Source organism: Mycolicibacterium sp. CBM1 (genome assembly GCF_054073305.1).
This window is the reverse complement of the sequence record NZ_JBSXPP010000002.1, coordinates 1-14,657: the sequence shown is the minus strand read 5'-3', so window position 1 is coordinate 14,657 and position 14,657 is coordinate 1. Positions and strand designations below refer to the sequence as shown.

Below are 14,657 nucleotides of genomic sequence, written 5' to 3'. Positions count from 1 at the left end.
GCGGCGCTCAGCCGGCACTGATCCGCGGCAGCGGCGGCAGGCCCGGGATCGACGGCGGTGTCGGCAGGAACGGGAAGAGCCGTTCCCTGGTGGTGCTCGTCGTGGTCTCCCAGGGATCGGTGGTCGTCGGCGCCGTGGTCGTCGTCGGCGCCGTGGTCGTGGTTGTCGTCGGCGCAGTCGTGGTCGTGGTGGTCGTCGACGCCGTGGTCGTTGTGGTGGTGGGAACCGTGACGACGGTGGTCTCCACGGTGACCGTCTGGGTCTGTGGCGGGGGCGCCTGCTCGGTGATCGTCCGGATCGGTGGATTGGTCGCCGGAACCGTCTCGGTGGGCGACGGTGGCGGTGGCGCGGGGGTGTTGGCGGCCGTCGTCACCCCGGTCGCCGCGGTCGCCGGAACCGGTGTCACCGCAGGGGTGCTGGGCGTGCTCGACCCGGTCAGCGTGTAGGCGAAACCGCCCACCGCGACGGCGGCCACCGCAGCAGCCCCACCGATCAGCAGCGGCACACTGCGGGCCACCCCCGACCCCCGCCGTGCCGGCTGATCGGGCGTGACGATGGTCAGATCGTCGTCGTCGCCGTACCCCCGGTAGTCGTCGTACCCCCGGTAGTCGTCGTAGCCGGCGGCGTCATAGGGTGCCGGCTCGTCGGAGGTGTCATCGCGGGACCAGGCCAGGGCCGCCGCCATCGTCGCCGATTGGGGGTTGGCATCATCCGGTGTGATCAACGGAGCCGGCGCCAGTCCGGTAGGTGCGTCGGCGGCGACTTGTCGCGCCGCCGCGAGTGCGGCGCCGAGCGCCGCGTCACATCCCGGCTGCCCGGAGACCACCAACGGAAGATTCAGGTGCTCAGAAAGACGCTGCTGTACAACGGGAATCGCGGCACCGCCACCGATGGCCGCGACAGCGCTGATGTCGCCAGCGGTGAGCCTGGCGCGCCGCAGGGTGTCGTCCAATTCCCGCAGGAACCCGTCGACCGCCGCAGTGATCAGCGAGGAGAATTCCGCACGGGTGAGCCGGCGCTGCTCACCGCCGACGGCCACCGTGGTCTCCTCGAACGTCGAGAGCCGTTCCTTGGCCAGGCGGCAGTCATCCCGCAGAGAGGCCAGCGAGCTCACCGCCGCGGTACTTTCCGCCGCCCCCTGCGGCTGATCGGTCTCGAGCACGTGCGCCAGCAGCAGTTGGTCGAGGGCGTCTCCGCAGAACTCGACCGTGCGGCTGGTCTCGCCTATCTGGCGGTAGTCCGCGCCGCCGTCGGCCAGGGTGATGTCGGTTCCGCTCGCGCCGACGTCGCAGACCACAACCACGCCGTGGCGCGGCAGCCCCGGTGCCTGCTGCAGGGCGCGCAGGGCCGCGGTGGCGTCCGATACCAATACCGGTGGGGCCGGTGCGGTGGCCAGGGCGGGAAGGCTCCATAGCGCATCCCGCAGCGCGTCGCGGCGGCCGGGGCCCCAGTGCGAGGGCACCGCGATGCCCCCGACGGCATTCAGGCCGCCGCCGGCGGCGTCGGCGAGGTTGGCCAGCGCCGCGGCCAATAGCTGCTCGGCGCGGTGAGCGGTGCCAGCGGTGCCGATCAACGGCACCGGGTCGCCGACGCGGTCGACGAACCCGGTCCAGCGCTCGTCGCCGATCGTCAGGTCGGCGGGATACCGGAGCGGGGCCACCCCGGCGCACGCGGCAACCAGACCGGCCGTGCCCACGGAGAGGCCCAGGGGTTGCGTCATCCGATCATGATCACCACCGGATTAACACCGAGTCACTCAGGCGCGCCGATTCGCGACGAAGCTATGACCTAACTGTGACTGTGCCTGGTGCGCTTATCGTTTGCGGCGTGCTGGTCGGCATGTAGGTCCAGGTAGGCGCATATCACGTCGACCAGCGCGGCTAACTCACGGCTGGGGTCCAGCGGGACGGCCATGACCAGCTGGGCGATGACCAGACCACGCATGGTGGCCCAGATCAGGTCGCTCACCGCGGCGGCGTGCGGGCTGTCCAGGCCTTCGGCGATATCGGCACTGAGATCGGTTATGGCCATTTGCAATTCGATGAGATGTCGGGTGGCGCGTTTGTCGCGCATGGCGCGGGTGGCGATCAGGATCTCCAGCGCGGCCCGCGAGGTCGGATTGGAGAACACCCCCCACGCTGCGTGGACCACCAATTCCACCCGGGCGCGGATGTTCTGCGACCCGGCCGGGGGCGGCAGCCGCCGCAGCGAGTCTAGGAGCTCGGCAAATCCCCGGTCGACAACCGCCATCAACAGCCCGTCGCGGTCGCCGAAGTGGTACTGGACCACACCCCAGGTCACGCCGGCTCGTTCGGCGATGTGCCGGGCGCTCGCGGCGGCGAAGCCCTCCTCGATCACGCAGCGGACCGTCTCGTCGAGCACCGCCTCCCGGGTGCGCTCGGCGCGCTGCTGGCTCCCCCCGGGCGGACGCCGGGGTGTGGCCCGTGGCGGTGCCGAATCCGAAACGGGCACGAGTGAATTCGGCGTCGTCATGGCCGCGGCCGCAGCAGGTCGCAAAGACGGTGATCGCGGTGGCCCGCTCGACAACATGCCGTCACGGTGAGCACCCCTTTCCGGCGAGTCCATTTTCATTGAGCGCTCAATATGATTACATGCTCAATGTTCTTGGGCAATGACGACGAAGGGCAGCGGCATGGGTCTTCGCGGAGAGGCCGCGATCGTCGGCTACACCGAGCTTCCATCGGTCAGGCGGCCCAGCGGCCCGCTGGAGTTCACCCTCGAGCAGTGGGCCCGGCTGGCGGCGGCGACGCTGGACGACGCCGGATTGACCGCCGCCGACGTCGACGGGATCTGCACCACGCATGTGCAGGAGTCCCAGATCTTCGTCCCATCAACGGTCATCGAATATCTCGGTGTGAAAGCCAATTTCGCCGAGATGGTGGACCTGGGCGGCGCCAGCGCGGTGGCGATGGTGTGGCGCGCGGCGGCGGCGATCGAACTGGGAGTGTGCCAGGCGGTGTTGTGCGTGATCCCCGCGACGCCGTTGACCCCGATGACGGAGAAGAAGCCGCCGGACTTCGGCGACATGCTCTATTTCGGGGCGTCGAGCAACCGGTATGGCTCGCCGCAGGCCGAATTCGAGATTCCCTACGGCAACCTTGGGCAGAACGGCCCCTACGGCCAGGTCGCCACGCTCTACGCCGCCACCTACGGCTACGACGAACGCACCATGGCCAAGATCAGCGTCGATCAGCGGGTCAACGCCAACCACACGCCCGGCGCGATCTTCCACGACACCCCGATCACCGTCGACGACGTGGTGAACAGCCCGGTCATCGCCGCGCCGCTGCACATGCTGGAGATCGTCATGCCGGTGATGGGCGGCGCCGCGGTACTGGTCACCAACGCCGAGCTGGCCCGCCGCTCGGCTAACCGCCCGGTGTGGGTGAAGGGATTCGGCGAACGGGTGCCCTACAAGACCCCGACCTATGCCCAGGATCTGCTGCAAACCCCGATGATCAAGGCGGCCCGGTCGGCGTTCTCGATGGCCGGGCTGACCCCGGCGGACATGGACATGGTGTCGATCTACGACTGCTACACCATCACCGCGCTGCTCAGCCTGGAGGATGCCGGCTTCTGTCAGAAGGGCAAGGGCCTGCAGTTCGTCGCCGAGCACGACCTGACGTTCCGCGGCGACTTCCCGATGAACACCGCCGGCGGCCAGCTCGGATACGGGCAGGCCGGCACCGCAGGCGGCATGCACCACGTGTGTGACGCCACCCGCCAGATCATGGGCCGCTCGGGAGCCACCCAAGTGGCCGACTGCAATCGGGCGTTCGTCTCCGGAAACGGCGGCATCCTGTCCGAGCAGACCACTCTCGTGCTGGAAGGCGACTGACGATGGGTGACTTCGACAAGCCGATGCCCATCCCGACGCCGACGACAGCGCCGTTCTGGGATGCGTTGAGCGAGCATAAGATTCGCATCCAGTATTCGCCATCGGCGGGTCGCTACGTGTTCTACCCGCGGGTGCTCGCACCGGGCACATTGGCCGACGATCTGGAGTGGCGCGAGATCTCCGGGGCCGCCTCGCTCTACACGTTCACCGTCGCCTATCGGGCGGTGGCGCCGCATTTCGCCGCCGACGTACCGCAGATGTTGGCAGTGGTGCAGTGGGATGAGGGTCCGCGGTTTTCCACCGAGATCGTCGACGCCGAGCCGGCGGACTTGACGGTGGGTATGCGGCTGCGGCCGGTGTTCGTCGATTATCCCGATGACGGGGTGACGATGCTGCGGTACGCGCCGGCCTGATCCCGGCCTGACTCAGCCGACGGAAGCCGCGTCGTCGGCGCGCTGCGCGGACTGCACGTTGTCGAAGCGCAGACATACCGTGGTGCCCAGCGCCGAGGTGTCGATGGTGACTTCGTCGGTGAGGGCCCGCATCAGCGGGATCCCGCGCCCGCGGCTGCGGCTGCAGGTCGCCGAGCTGGGCTCACGCCAAGAGCCCTGGTCGGCGACCGTAACGGTCAGGCTGGTGCCATCGCGGATGGCTTCCACGTCCATGGTGCCGACGCCGCCGTGCTGCAGATAGGCGAATTCGGCGGCGTTGGCCAGCGCTTCATTGACCGCGAGGATGACATCGCTGAATCGCACCGGGTCCAGCCCACCCTTGTTTCGGAGCCAGGCAGCAATATCTTCGCGGATGGTGGCGGCGTTATGAGCGTCGGCGACAACATTGTTGCGGATGAAGCGCGCACCGTCGGGGTGGGCGTTCGAGTAGCTCGGTGTTGTCATGGCGAAAAGGCGTATACCCAACTTCCGGCGATTACTCACCCAATGCGGCGCGTGCCTCTTCCAAGGTGGCGTAAAGACCGATGATGTCGGCCAGGCCGACGAGCTTGAGCGGACGGCTGGTGGCCGGCCCGCTGGCGACAACGCCGAAACCGATGTCGGCGGAGGCCTTGTCGCGTGCTGCGACCAATACACCCATTCCAGCCGAGGCAAGGAAGTCGACATCGCTCATGTCGACGATGATCGCTGTCGGGTTCTTCTCGATGGCATTCGCGATGCTGGTTTCCAGCTGCGGCGAGGTGAGCATGTCCACGACGCCGGCCGCGGAGATGATGACCGTGCGGCCGAACCATTCCTCATTGATCTGGCAGCCGGTGTTGGCAGTGGCCGTCACTCCGGCGATGGCAGCGGCTTGTTCGTCCAAGATTCACCTCACTAGCGCGCCCGAACGGCGCGCCTTGTCTTCACGTCATGCATGCAAGGCTGCCGTCTGAACCTGCAAGAAGTCACAATCAGGTTTGCGTCGATTTGCTTGCGACGCGTGCCGCGGCCGGAAAAATCCCCGGCACGACTCTTCCAGGCTAACCTACTCCGCTGTCGCATGTGGGATCGGCGGTTAGCGCAAGTAGGGCCACGTCGTCGTCGGGCCGCAGGCTCGACACCAGATCGGCCAGCTCAGCTACGAGCCGGGTGGCGGGCAGTCCGACCCGCTCGGAGAGGAACAGCCGCAGCGCCGACTCACCGAAGGTGGTGGTGCCGTCGGGACGCGCTTCGACCACACCGTCGGTGTACAGCAGCAGGGTCTGCCCGGGCGTCAGCAACATCTCGCACGCCTCGAAGCGGGCGTCGCGGAGCGCGCCGATCAACATTCCACCCACCGAGCGCACCGGATGCACGGATCCGCTGTCGCGGTCGAGCAGCAGGGCGGGCAGATGGCCGCCGGTGGCCAGCCGTACGTGGAAGCCGCCGGCCTCGGGTCTGGCGGACAGTGTGCCGAACAGGACGGTGCAGAACCGCCGCTCGGTGGAGTCGGCGATCAACGCGGCGTTGAGTTCGCTCAGCCCGTCGGTGGGATCGTCGTGGTGCAGGGCCGCGGCCCGCAGGCTGTGGCGCACCAGGGCGGTCACTGCGGCGGCGGGGCACCGTGGCCCTCGACATCCCCCGGGATGGCCGCAAGCGCCAACGGTAGCAGCGCCCGTTGCAGCACGGCGGCGTAGTCCGCCACGGTGGCCCGGTCCCGTTCGGCGGTGTCACGCACCACGTCGGTCCGGCTGTCGCGGATCGCCAATGTGCACAGGCCGGCGTCGCGGGGAATCTCGGTCACGCCCTCGACACCGTGGACGGCTTCGAACCAGACGCGATCGTTACGGCCGCGACCGTCATTGACCCTTGCGTCGATTTCCCGGTCGATCGGATGCGTCCCCGCCACGCGAATGTGATTGCGGTGCGCGGTGTTCCACACGCGGTGCTCAGCGACGAAGATCGAAGCTCCGCCGCACGGTGTGCAGATCCCGCCCGTTGGCCGATGCGGGCTCCTATGCTGTGCCGATGCCCCCCCGCCGACGCCGCCGCCCGGTCCCCCGCTACCGGCCGTGGTCCAGATGGTCGCGATGATGCGCTCCTGACCACGGTTCGTGACGGCCTGCCGGCGCCGCTACGGACACACCTTCACCCTGCGGGTTCCCGGCGTGGGCACCACGGCGTACCTCGACGACCCGGTCGCCATCAAGACCGTCTTCGCGGGTGATCCAACCACTTATCATGCGGGCGAGGACAATTCGATGCTCACCGGCCTTCTCGGGCCGGCATCGGTGCTGGTGGTCGAGGCTGACGAGTATCTGGACGCGGTGGCCAAGGAGACGCTGCGGATCCGGCCGGTGGTGTTCGACGTCGGACGGGTGCTGACCAGGCCGGTGGAGATCGCCGGATACCGGCTGCCCGCCGGAGTCCTGGTGGTGCCGGGGGTGGGACTGGCGCGCGAGGTGTTGTGCCGTGCCGAGTTGGCGACGACCAGCGAGCGCGGCGAACGACAGAAGGTCAAACACGTCATCCCGATCCCTCAGCGCGGAGCACGAACCACACTGCGGCGCAACGGGTTCCCGCGCCCATTTCACGGGGTGACCTCGCAGCCAGAGGTAGCTCAGTGATGACTGTGCGTCACCGACCACGCCGGGAGCGGGTCCGGGTAGGTCAGCCATTCGCTGAAGCCGCCGCTGACTTCGGCCTCGGTCAGCAGGGCTGTCTCCAATAACGTCTGTAGGCGCTGCTTTTCGAGCCGAACACCGATGAACACGATCTCCTGCCCAGGCGGGATGTCGGTGCTCGACCAGAATTGCGCCGGCTCGATGACGAGGTTGGGCCCGGCCTGCGACCAGATGGCCGCGATGGTGGGCCGCGTTGCGATCCAGCAGAAACCCTTGCTGCGCAACAGCCCCTTCACCTGGTCCAGCGCGTCGGCCAATCGCTGCGGGTGAAAGGGCCGGCCGGCGCGAAACGTCATGCTGCCGATGCCATATTCCTCGGTCTCGGGCGTGTGCCCGTTGGCGATCTCTTCGTCCCAGCCGGGGGCTTGGGCTGCCAGCTCGGGGTCGAACAGGCCAGTGGCCAAGACGGTGTCCAACGGCACGACACCGTGCGCGGTCCGCTCGATGCGTGCGCTCGGGTTGAGTCGGCGCACCACGGTTTCCACAGTGGCCGTGGCTTTCTCGCTGACCAGATCGGTCTTGTTGAGCAGGATGACGTCGGCGAACTCGATTTGGTCCACCAGCAGGTCGGCGATGTTGCGCGCGTCGCCCTCGGTGGCGGCGAGTTCGCGTTGAGCCAGGGCTTCACCGCGGGCCAGTTCGGGCAGAAAGGTCGACACGTCGACGACCGTCACCAGCGTGTCGAGCCGGGCCAGACTGCTCAGCGCGAAGCCGTCGTCGAATTCCCAGTCGAAGGTGGCAGCGACCGGCATCGGCTCGGAGATTCCGGTGGACTCGATGACGATCTGGTCGAAGCGCTGCTGGCGGGCCAAGTTCGCGACGGCGGTGATCAGGTCTTCGCGCAGCGTGCAGCAGATGCAGCCGTTGGTGAGTTCGACGAGTTTCTCTTCGGTGCGGTCCAGGTGACCCTGGCCGGCGATCAGGGCGGCGTCGATGTTGACCTCGCTCATGTCGTTGACGATCACCGCCACCCGGCGACCGTCGCGGTTGGCCAGGATGTGGTTGAGCAGGGTGGTCTTGCCGGAGCCGAGGAAGCCGGACAAGACGGTGACAGGGACGCGTTCAGCGGAGAGGGTGGACATGAACGCTAATGATAATGATTTTCAATAACAATGCCAGTGGGCATCAGAGCACGGGGAGGATGGCCCGCAGGATCGCCACCGACGAGGCCGCCGCCTCGCCGACGAACGCGGTGAAGTCGAAGTGCGAGTCGTGGCCCGCCAGATCTGACAGTGCACGGATCACCAGCCAGGGCAGCCCGAAGGCCTCGGCCACCTGCGCCACTGCCCCACCTTCCATCTCGGCGGCCAGGCCCGTGAACTCGGTGTGCAGACGCGCCCGGGTGACCTCGCTGTGGACGAACTGGTCACCGGAGACGATGGTGCCCAGCGCGATTCGAGGTGGCTGTCCGCTGCCACCGGCCGAGGCGGACAGCGGCGGGAGCACGACGTCGTCGAGCAGGACGGCGACGCGGGCCAGCAGGTCGGTGTCGACGTCGAACCCGAAGCGCTCGGTGGGATTGATGAACGGCACGTGCCCCGCTTGGTAGGTGACCAGGCCGTCGTCTTCGAGGACGCCTGCGTCGTGCTGGACGATCCGCTCGGCGATCACCACGTCACCGACCGACAGGGCGGGATCCAGGCCGCCGGCGACCCCGGAGAACACGATCGCCGAGCAGCCGAAGCGGTCGGCCAGGACGGTGGCCACCACGGCGCTGTTGACCTTGCCCATGCCCGAGCCAGCCAGGACGACGTCGCGGCCGTCCAGGGTGCCGGCCAGGAAGTCGGTGTGGGCGACCCGCACGGGGTGGGGGTCGACGAGCAACGCCTGCACGTGGGCGAGCTCCTGGGGAATCGCGCTGATCACTCCGATGGGCACGCCACAGTGTGACGATCAAAGGGCGACGGCGCCAACCTGATCCGGTGCGGGATGCGCCCACCCGGGCGCGGGAGCGCTCCGGGGATTGCCAAGGTGGTGGTCCCGGCTGGGATCGAACCAGCGACCTTCCGCGTGTGAAGCGGACGCTCTTCCACTGAGCCACGGGACCGGGTGGCGGACACACCGTATGGGCGACCACGCCGAGGAGGAACACTAGCACGACAACGCCTTCGGACCGCCAATGGGCCCTTGACCGGGCGTGATCATCGGGATTTGTGTGGCTTCGGTCGATTGGACTATTGTCGTCCTTCGCAGCGGGTGACGATCTCACCCGAAGCACGCGGATGTAGCGCAGTTGGTAGCGCATCACCTTGCCAAGGTGAGGGTCGCGGGTTCGAATCCCGTCATCCGCTCGAAGGTGCAAACGGCATCAGACCCAACGGTGGAGTGGCCGAGTGGTGAGGCAACGGCCTGCAAAGCCGTGCACACGGGTTCGATTCCCGTCTCCACCTCCGAGTTTTGCCCCGCGCGATTAGCTCAGCGGGAGAGCGCTTCCCTGACACGGAAGAGGTCACTGGTTCAATCCCAGTATCGCGCACCAGTGTTTATGCAGTTCAAAGGTACTCGTTAGAACTCCTTACTAGACCGTGTGCGACATTCGTGCGACTAGCCGTCCCGCGTCATAACAAGAATGGACTCGCGCCGACCCACGCTTGTTGCGCGCTTGGGGGATCACGGCAACTCGATGCGCTGGGTCTTCAACGGCTGTAAGTAGTTGTCCTCGCCGAAGCTACGCTTGGTCGCGCGCTTCGTGTCGGTCCGCCACCGCACGGTAATCGTCCGATCCTCTGTCTGTGCAACCACGTACAGGTCAAGCCACTTCGATTCGTGTCCATCGATTTCGCCGAGGTCGACGGACTCGCAGCCCGTGCCGCCCCTCACCGGCTCCCCCTCGATGCTCACCGTGTACTTCGGCGCGGTGGTCGTGTTGACGAGATGCCAGTCCGCTTCGCCGCCGCCACGGTCTTCGACGCGCCATGGTTTGTCCTCAGCGTCCGAGAACCCGCGCTCCATCGCATCCGCGACCCGCGTACTGGCGTCCGCCGTCTGCTGGTGAGCCGTTGCGGCCTTTTCTGCCGCCGTAGTCGCGCGGTTCGCTTGGTTGGTCGCCTCCGACTTTGCCTCCTTCGACTGCCGAGACGACCACCAAGACATCCCCGAAAACACCACGGAGATCACAGCAGCCCCGGCCGCGACCGACGCAGCCCACTCGCCTGCATACATGGCTCAGAACGGTAACTGGTACCCCGATGCGGACATCCGGCTACCAGCAGAGGTTGGCCAGGACGGAGGAGCAGCAGCCCAGGCACGGCTAAAGTGGTGTGCGGTGATCTACCGGGGCATGGAAAGCGAAGCTGATGGCTGACGAACTGCCACCAGACATTCTGGTGATCATCGACTACCTCGCCGAAGAGGCGAGTCACTACAAGCGAATTAACGCGAGGCCGGGCGACCCAGGCAGGTTGCATTGGCAAGAGGAGCACGAGTTCAAGAGCGACCTGATGAAGCGCGGTGAGCGCTGGGCGCGTGACCGGGTGCCACTCCAGCTCTTCCGAGATGCTTGCCTCGCGGCCAACCTGGACGAGACTGATACCAAAAAGCTGGCCGATCATCTCGCCAAGAGGCAGGCGGGCAAGCGGCTGGTCGTCGACCGAGCCCGCAAGGGATTCACCTTCGACAGAATTCTGGAGCTTCATGGCCAAGATCCCGATGCGGATCTCGACATGGGAAAGCCGTCCGAAGACTTCTAACGAAACGCAAAACCTTCGTTGGACCTACGTGCCTCAAAGGCACTTTTCATCACGATGACCACGGGGAGAGAAAGATTCCTGATAACGTCGCCACGTCATTGACGGCGCGAAGATTTGACCCCCCTCCCTCAACGGAATTCAGGAATCGAACGTCAGCACATCCCGGAAAGCGTTGCAGTGGAACGAAATTTCGCCTTCGTTAGCGAGCAGCAACATCAACCAATTCGAGCGACTGATTCGATGCGAACGCTAAACGACGGCGTGCGTTGCCAGACAGAAATTCGAGGAATCGCGTTTGTTATTCAGATGCCTGCGTCGCCGGGGAACGTGGTTGTCTTGTCACAGACATGCCGGCGAACCTAGCCCACGCACGTAAGTATTTGCCGAGTGAATGCTTGGTCCCGGCTGCCCACTCGGCCGACATTGCATCTGCCACAACTTGTCCGACCTCCGCAGGTGGCGCGTCGGGCCTCTGCTCAAGAAGCGTCAACCCGGCGGCAACGCCAGGGACTCGCGATAGCAAATCTCGAAGCACCGGCGAGTTCAGTTGTCCATCGCGCACAAGGTCGTGTTGTACGACGAAATGGCCCGCTTCGTCAGGACGAATTGCGTCGATGTCAAGTAGCGGTCGCAGGGCGCTTCTTCTGTGCGATACATCTATGGCCCCGTTGGTAGCCAGTTCCATTAGCAACGTGACGCTCGGCCCAGGAGCGTCGTGCGGAAAGCCGCCGAAGGTCCTACGACGAAGTGCCGCACCAAGTAGTTTGCCAACTCCATTGGACCCCTCTGGGGCCGACACCCAGAGTGTCGGAGATGCCATAGTCGCTAGACCGGCGTACTCGAACCATCTTAGGAAGACCCGTCCGTAGCTGTTCCAGGTGTTCTGTGTGACTTCGATTGCGGGAAAGGCCGACGGCAGTTCAGATGCGAATGCACTAACTGTCACGGTGCCCGGCCAGCTGGACCACCAAACGGGTCCCCCTCACTATGGCCGGTCATCGGCCAATTAGCCGCGCTTCTGAGGCGCTTGGCACGCCGTGACGCGCGAGAGCGCGCAACGCCTCATCGACGCCGAACTGGGCCGACGAGCGCGGGCCTCACCAATGATGTCGGCCGTCGGCATTAGCGTCCATATGATGAGCACTGGAAATGGCGGCTTTCGAGGCTTGTTGGCCAGCGCCAGGCGTTCCCGGTGGGCCGCCGCTGCGGTGGTGCTGGGAAGCGCGGCCGTCGCGCTGGCGGTGATAGACGCCGTGCTCACCGTCGCAGTCGTCAACGACCACCTACACATGCAATGGGGCACGCCATTCGACGCTTTCGCCGCTGTCGGCACAGTTGGGGCGTTAGCGGTTGCGCTGTGGGTGTTCTTTCACAGCGAGCGTGTTCGGCGCAGTGACGAGCGCAGCGAACAGGCTGAGCTGATTACCGGTTGGCTTATCCGGCATGTGACAAGTGTGTATGAGAAGAACCGCTTCAAGAAGAGCGATGAACCGGAAGAAGAGGACGAGGTTCACCATTACATCGAAGTTGCCCTGAGCAATGCTTCTGACGTAGTGGTTTACGACGTGCTGGTCGTTGTAACGGGCCAACCCGTTGAGCCCTTTCAAGGTCGAAGCGACGGCCGCCGGGTGGATACCAAAGCTCACGCTTTTGTGGCTGACACCGACCGGTTGGCGCGCCTTCGCCTCGCCGTTCTCCGGAATGGTCAATGGAAAATCCTTGTGGACCTTGCCCATTCATCGGTAATGGCAACAGATCTCGACGTGTTCTTTCGAGATCATCGCGGAGTCTACTGGCGGCGAAGTATGCGCGGTGGCCTCACACCCTTACCCATCTCGACTGCCCAAGCTGCCGCAGATCCTGATGCTGTTGTCCGTGCCGCCGAGAAGGATCTTGGGTACTCCGAAACTCCGTTTTTAACTACGGATATCGCGTATCTGAGGCCAATCGATGACGAACCTAGATAGCGTGTTCATCGCCAGTCAGAGATCGAAGATTCGAGGTGAACGGCTTGACAACATTCGGCGATATACCGTGGACGATGCGTCGTGATCGTAAGTGGCATGTCCTCATAATCAACGACAGCAGTGAAGGGCGCTACAACGTGAGCGTCGAGGGCGAACAAGTAACGCGCCCATGGGAATGGGAAGTGTTCGAGGCGAACGCTACCAAAGAAATCCGCGTGATGCACGGCGACGATACAAGTCGCGAGATCGAGATCACCTGGAATGACAGCGCAGCCGCCGGCAGTCCTCGGCGGCACTGGCGGGGCATACCCGCCTGACGTGTGGGTCGCGCACGCGATTCTCGACAACACCGCAGCGATGGTCCATCGACCAGCCCACGGTTCTCCCACGGTGACTGCTCTTCCCGGTCCGGTTCCATCCAGTGAATGTCAGGCGACCTCCGCGTGATCCGTCCATTCGAACGAGAACTGGAACCGGGGCTGCCATTCATGCTGGAAAGCATCGGACGATTCACTCAACGCGTCGGTGCCGCGTAGACGTAACCCAACCATCGGTGCCAACGCGAGACAACACATCTCTTCCCAAACCCGCGACTTTCCGGCGCTTGCGCCAGGGGTGGGGGCTGCGCCGTTGTTGAGCACATCCCCACTCCCCCAACCCAGTTCGTTGGCGACCCGCGCTCCGATCAGGAGGAGCAGTCCGCTGGCGCGGACGTGGGCGGTTCGGCTGGCAAGGTGTCTGGATCTTGCTTGAACGACGACCTCGAACCATGGACTTGGCCTACTTCCCTGGTCCGCAAAAGAAGAAGATCAAGACCAGGAACAGGACCGGACTTCTTGAGGGGGACCCGTTTGGTGGTCCAGCCGCTATGCGGCTTTCGGTTGGTGGGTCGTGGCCCACTGTAGGGCAAACTCGGCTGGGGTGAGTTCGCCGTGGGCGGTATGGGGCCGGTTGGCGTTGTAGTCGCGGCGCCAGTCCTCGATGATCACTTGAGCCTCCAGCAGGGAGTCGAAGCGCCATGAGTTGAGTAGTTCGTCACGGAGCCTGCCGTTGAACGACTCAATGAAGGCGTTCTGCCACGGTGAGCCGGGATCGATGAAAAGCGAACCGGCACTGTTGAATCGACACCAGTCAGCCTCAGCGTGGGCCACGAATTCCGGTCCATTGTCGAAGCGCACATAGTGCGGCACTCCGTGCGCCAGGGCGAGGCGGTCCAGAACGTCGACGACGCCGTCGGCGTCGATGGAGCGGTTGACCTCGATCGCCAGGGCTTCGCGGGTGAACTCATCGATGACGTTAAGCATCTTCAGTGTGCGACCGTCGGCGGTGGTGTCGAACTGGAAGTCCATCGCCCAGATCACGTTCGGGCGGATCGGTGACATCGCGCCTACGGCGACACCGATGCCGGTCAACCGCTTTTTGCGGCGCCGCTGGGGTACCCGCAGACCCTCCTCGCGCCACAGCCGGCGGATGCGCTTGTTGTTGACCTGCCAGCCCGCGCGGCGGGCCATCTTGGCAGCGCGGCGCCATCCCCACCGCGGCCGGTCGGTGGAGAACCGGCGCAGCCAGGAACGTAGTTCGGCTTCCTCGGTGGTCATCGGCGGCGGTGTCAGGCGCATCGTGGATCGGTGGATGTCCACCACGGTGCAGGCCCGGCGTTCAGACACCCCGAACCGCTCACGCAGCATGGTCGCTGCGCGGCGTTTGCGGTTCGGGGTCAGAAGTTTCCCGACCCAATCTCCTTGAGCATGTCGATGTCGAGGGCCTGGTTGGCGACCAGCTTCTTGAGACGGGCATTCTCGGCCTCGAGCTCCTTGAGCCGCTTGGCGTCGTTGGCTTTCATGCCGCCGTACTGGGCCACCCAGCGATGCCACGTCGATTCCGCGATCTCCAAATGCCGGCACACCTCGACCAGCTCCTGACCCGAGGCGAGCAGCTTGTTGCCCTCAGCGAGTTTGCGGATGATCTGATCCGGCGTGTGCCGCCGACGCCTGTTCGATGCCATGTCGTTGGTGATTCTTCCTGCCCAAACACTCCGGGCAACA

General features: G+C 65.3%; 15 protein-coding genes, 4 tRNA genes and 1 pseudogene. 9 read left to right on the top strand and 11 right to left on the bottom strand.

The genetic code is table 11. The annotated features are described in order from the left end of the window. Positions 1-7: 7 nt before the first annotated feature. Positions 8-1,720 carry an Hsp70 family protein gene (locus ACXDF8_RS02805; protein WP_457221731.1) on the bottom strand — a complete coding sequence of 571 codons (1,713 nt, stop codon included), beginning with the start codon at positions 1,718-1,720 and terminating at the stop codon, positions 8-10. A gap of 68 nt (positions 1,721-1,788) precedes the next feature. Then, positions 1,789-2,472, bottom strand: a complete 684-nt coding sequence (locus ACXDF8_RS02800; protein ID WP_457221730.1) for a TetR/AcrR family transcriptional regulator — start codon at positions 2,470-2,472, stop codon at positions 1,789-1,791. 181 nt (positions 2,473-2,653) lie between these two features. Between ACXDF8_RS02800 and ACXDF8_RS02795 the strand changes: the two genes are divergently transcribed. Then, entirely contained in the window at positions 2,654-3,859 is a 1,206-nt protein-coding gene (locus tag ACXDF8_RS02795; protein ID WP_457222041.1) for a thiolase family protein, read from the top strand. 2 nt (positions 3,860-3,861) lie between these two features. Continuing rightward, positions 3,862-4,272: a Zn-ribbon domain-containing OB-fold protein gene (locus ACXDF8_RS02790; protein ID WP_457221729.1), complete on the top strand. Its 411-nt coding sequence runs from the start codon at positions 3,862-3,864 to the stop codon at positions 4,270-4,272. A 12-nt stretch (positions 4,273-4,284) separates the two neighbouring features. On the opposite strand, the gene ACXDF8_RS02785 is transcribed toward ACXDF8_RS02790, so the two are convergent. From ACXDF8_RS02785 to ACXDF8_RS02770, 4 genes are all read right to left on the bottom strand, one after another. Beyond that, positions 4,285-4,755 (bottom strand): ATP-binding protein, encoded by a 471-nt coding sequence (locus ACXDF8_RS02785; RefSeq protein ID WP_457221728.1) that lies wholly within the window; start codon positions 4,753-4,755, stop codon positions 4,285-4,287. A 31-nt stretch (positions 4,756-4,786) separates the two neighbouring features. Next, positions 4,787-5,176 (bottom strand): STAS domain-containing protein, encoded by a 390-nt coding sequence (locus ACXDF8_RS02780; RefSeq protein ID WP_457221727.1) that lies wholly within the window; start codon positions 5,174-5,176, stop codon positions 4,787-4,789. 157 nt (positions 5,177-5,333) lie between these two features. Next, positions 5,334-5,879: a PP2C family protein-serine/threonine phosphatase gene (locus tag ACXDF8_RS02775; protein ID WP_457221726.1), complete on the bottom strand. Its 546-nt coding sequence runs from the start codon at positions 5,877-5,879 to the stop codon at positions 5,334-5,336. Then, entirely contained in the window at positions 5,876-6,076 is a 201-nt protein-coding gene (locus ACXDF8_RS02770; RefSeq protein WP_457221725.1) for a hypothetical protein, read from the bottom strand. The genes ACXDF8_RS02775 and ACXDF8_RS02770 overlap by 4 nt, the downstream gene beginning before the upstream one ends. Before the next feature lie 277 nt (positions 6,077-6,353). Between ACXDF8_RS02770 and ACXDF8_RS02765 the strand changes: the two are divergent. Continuing rightward, positions 6,354-6,899, top strand: a pseudogene (locus ACXDF8_RS02765) (cytochrome P450). On the opposite strand, the gene ACXDF8_RS02760 reads toward ACXDF8_RS02765, so the two are convergent. The 3 genes from ACXDF8_RS02760 to ACXDF8_RS02750 form a co-directional block, all read right to left on the bottom strand. After that, positions 6,893-8,038, bottom strand: coding sequence for a GTP-binding protein (locus ACXDF8_RS02760; RefSeq protein ID WP_457221724.1), 1,146 nt, complete (start codon positions 8,036-8,038; stop codon positions 6,893-6,895). The pseudogene ACXDF8_RS02765 and the gene ACXDF8_RS02760 sit on opposite strands and share 7 nt — an antisense overlap. A gap of 43 nt (positions 8,039-8,081) precedes the next feature. Next, the gene (locus tag ACXDF8_RS02755; RefSeq protein ID WP_457221723.1) at positions 8,082-8,834 is read right to left on the bottom strand and encodes a 5'-methylthioadenosine/adenosylhomocysteine nucleosidase; all 753 of its coding nucleotides are present in this window, start codon (positions 8,832-8,834) and stop codon (positions 8,082-8,084) included. A gap of 94 nt (positions 8,835-8,928) precedes the next feature. Further along, a tRNA-Val gene (locus tag ACXDF8_RS02750) sits at positions 8,929-9,003 on the bottom strand. A gap of 171 nt (positions 9,004-9,174) precedes the next feature. Here ACXDF8_RS02750 and ACXDF8_RS02745 point away from each other — a divergent pair. From ACXDF8_RS02745 to ACXDF8_RS02735, 3 genes are all read left to right on the top strand, one after another. Continuing rightward, positions 9,175-9,247: transfer RNA gene (locus ACXDF8_RS02745), tRNA-Gly, on the top strand. Between the two features lie 28 nt (positions 9,248-9,275). After that, positions 9,276-9,346, top strand: a tRNA-Cys gene (locus ACXDF8_RS02740). A 14-nt stretch (positions 9,347-9,360) separates the two neighbouring features. Then, positions 9,361-9,435: transfer RNA gene (locus ACXDF8_RS02735), tRNA-Val, on the top strand. Between the two features lie 131 nt (positions 9,436-9,566). Here the strand turns inward: ACXDF8_RS02735 and ACXDF8_RS02730 are convergent. Then, on the bottom strand, positions 9,567-10,118 hold the full coding sequence (locus tag ACXDF8_RS02730) for a hypothetical protein (protein ID WP_457221722.1): 552 nt from the start codon (positions 10,116-10,118) through the stop codon (positions 9,567-9,569). Positions 10,119-10,252: 134 nt separating this feature from the next. Between ACXDF8_RS02730 and ACXDF8_RS02725 the strand changes: the two genes are divergently transcribed. From ACXDF8_RS02725 to ACXDF8_RS02715, 3 genes are all read left to right on the top strand, one after another. Then, positions 10,253-10,645, top strand: a complete 393-nt coding sequence (locus tag ACXDF8_RS02725; RefSeq protein WP_457221721.1) for a hypothetical protein — start codon at positions 10,253-10,255, stop codon at positions 10,643-10,645. Between the two features lie 1,037 nt (positions 10,646-11,682). Next, entirely contained in the window at positions 11,683-12,612 is a 930-nt protein-coding gene (locus ACXDF8_RS02720) for a hypothetical protein (RefSeq protein ID WP_457221720.1), read from the top strand. Between the two features lie 44 nt (positions 12,613-12,656). Next, positions 12,657-12,929, top strand: a complete 273-nt coding sequence (locus tag ACXDF8_RS02715) for a hypothetical protein (RefSeq protein WP_457221719.1) — start codon at positions 12,657-12,659, stop codon at positions 12,927-12,929. Between the two features lie 549 nt (positions 12,930-13,478). On the opposite strand, the gene ACXDF8_RS02710 is transcribed toward ACXDF8_RS02715, so the two are convergent. After that, positions 13,479-14,617 (bottom strand): IS3 family transposase gene (locus tag ACXDF8_RS02710; RefSeq protein ID WP_457221718.1). Its coding sequence is split into 2 segments (ribosomal slippage): positions 13,479-14,347 and positions 14,347-14,617, totalling 1,140 coding nucleotides; the frame shifts between segments, so codons are not numbered across the junction. Between the last annotated feature and the right edge of the window lie 40 nt (positions 14,618-14,657).

Coding starts and splice junctions, on each gene's coding strand:
- ACXDF8_RS02805 (WP_457221731.1), bottom strand. CDS start 1,720: ATGACGCAACCCCTGGGCCTCTCCGTGGGCACGGCCGGTCTGGTTGCC.
- ACXDF8_RS02795 (WP_457222041.1), top strand. CDS start 2,654: ATGGGTCTTCGCGGAGAGGCCGCGATCGTCGGCTACACCGAGCTTCCA.
- ACXDF8_RS02790 (WP_457221729.1), top strand. CDS start 3,862: ATGGGTGACTTCGACAAGCCGATGCCCATCCCGACGCCGACGACAGCG.
- ACXDF8_RS02785 (WP_457221728.1), bottom strand. CDS start 4,755: ATGACAACACCGAGCTACTCGAACGCCCACCCCGACGGTGCGCGCTTC.
- ACXDF8_RS02760 (WP_457221724.1), bottom strand. CDS start 8,038: ATGTCCACCCTCTCCGCTGAACGCGTCCCTGTCACCGTCTTGTCCGGC.
- ACXDF8_RS02730 (WP_457221722.1), bottom strand. CDS start 10,118: ATGTATGCAGGCGAGTGGGCTGCGTCGGTCGCGGCCGGGGCTGCTGTG.
- ACXDF8_RS02725 (WP_457221721.1), top strand. CDS start 10,253: ATGGCTGACGAACTGCCACCAGACATTCTGGTGATCATCGACTACCTC.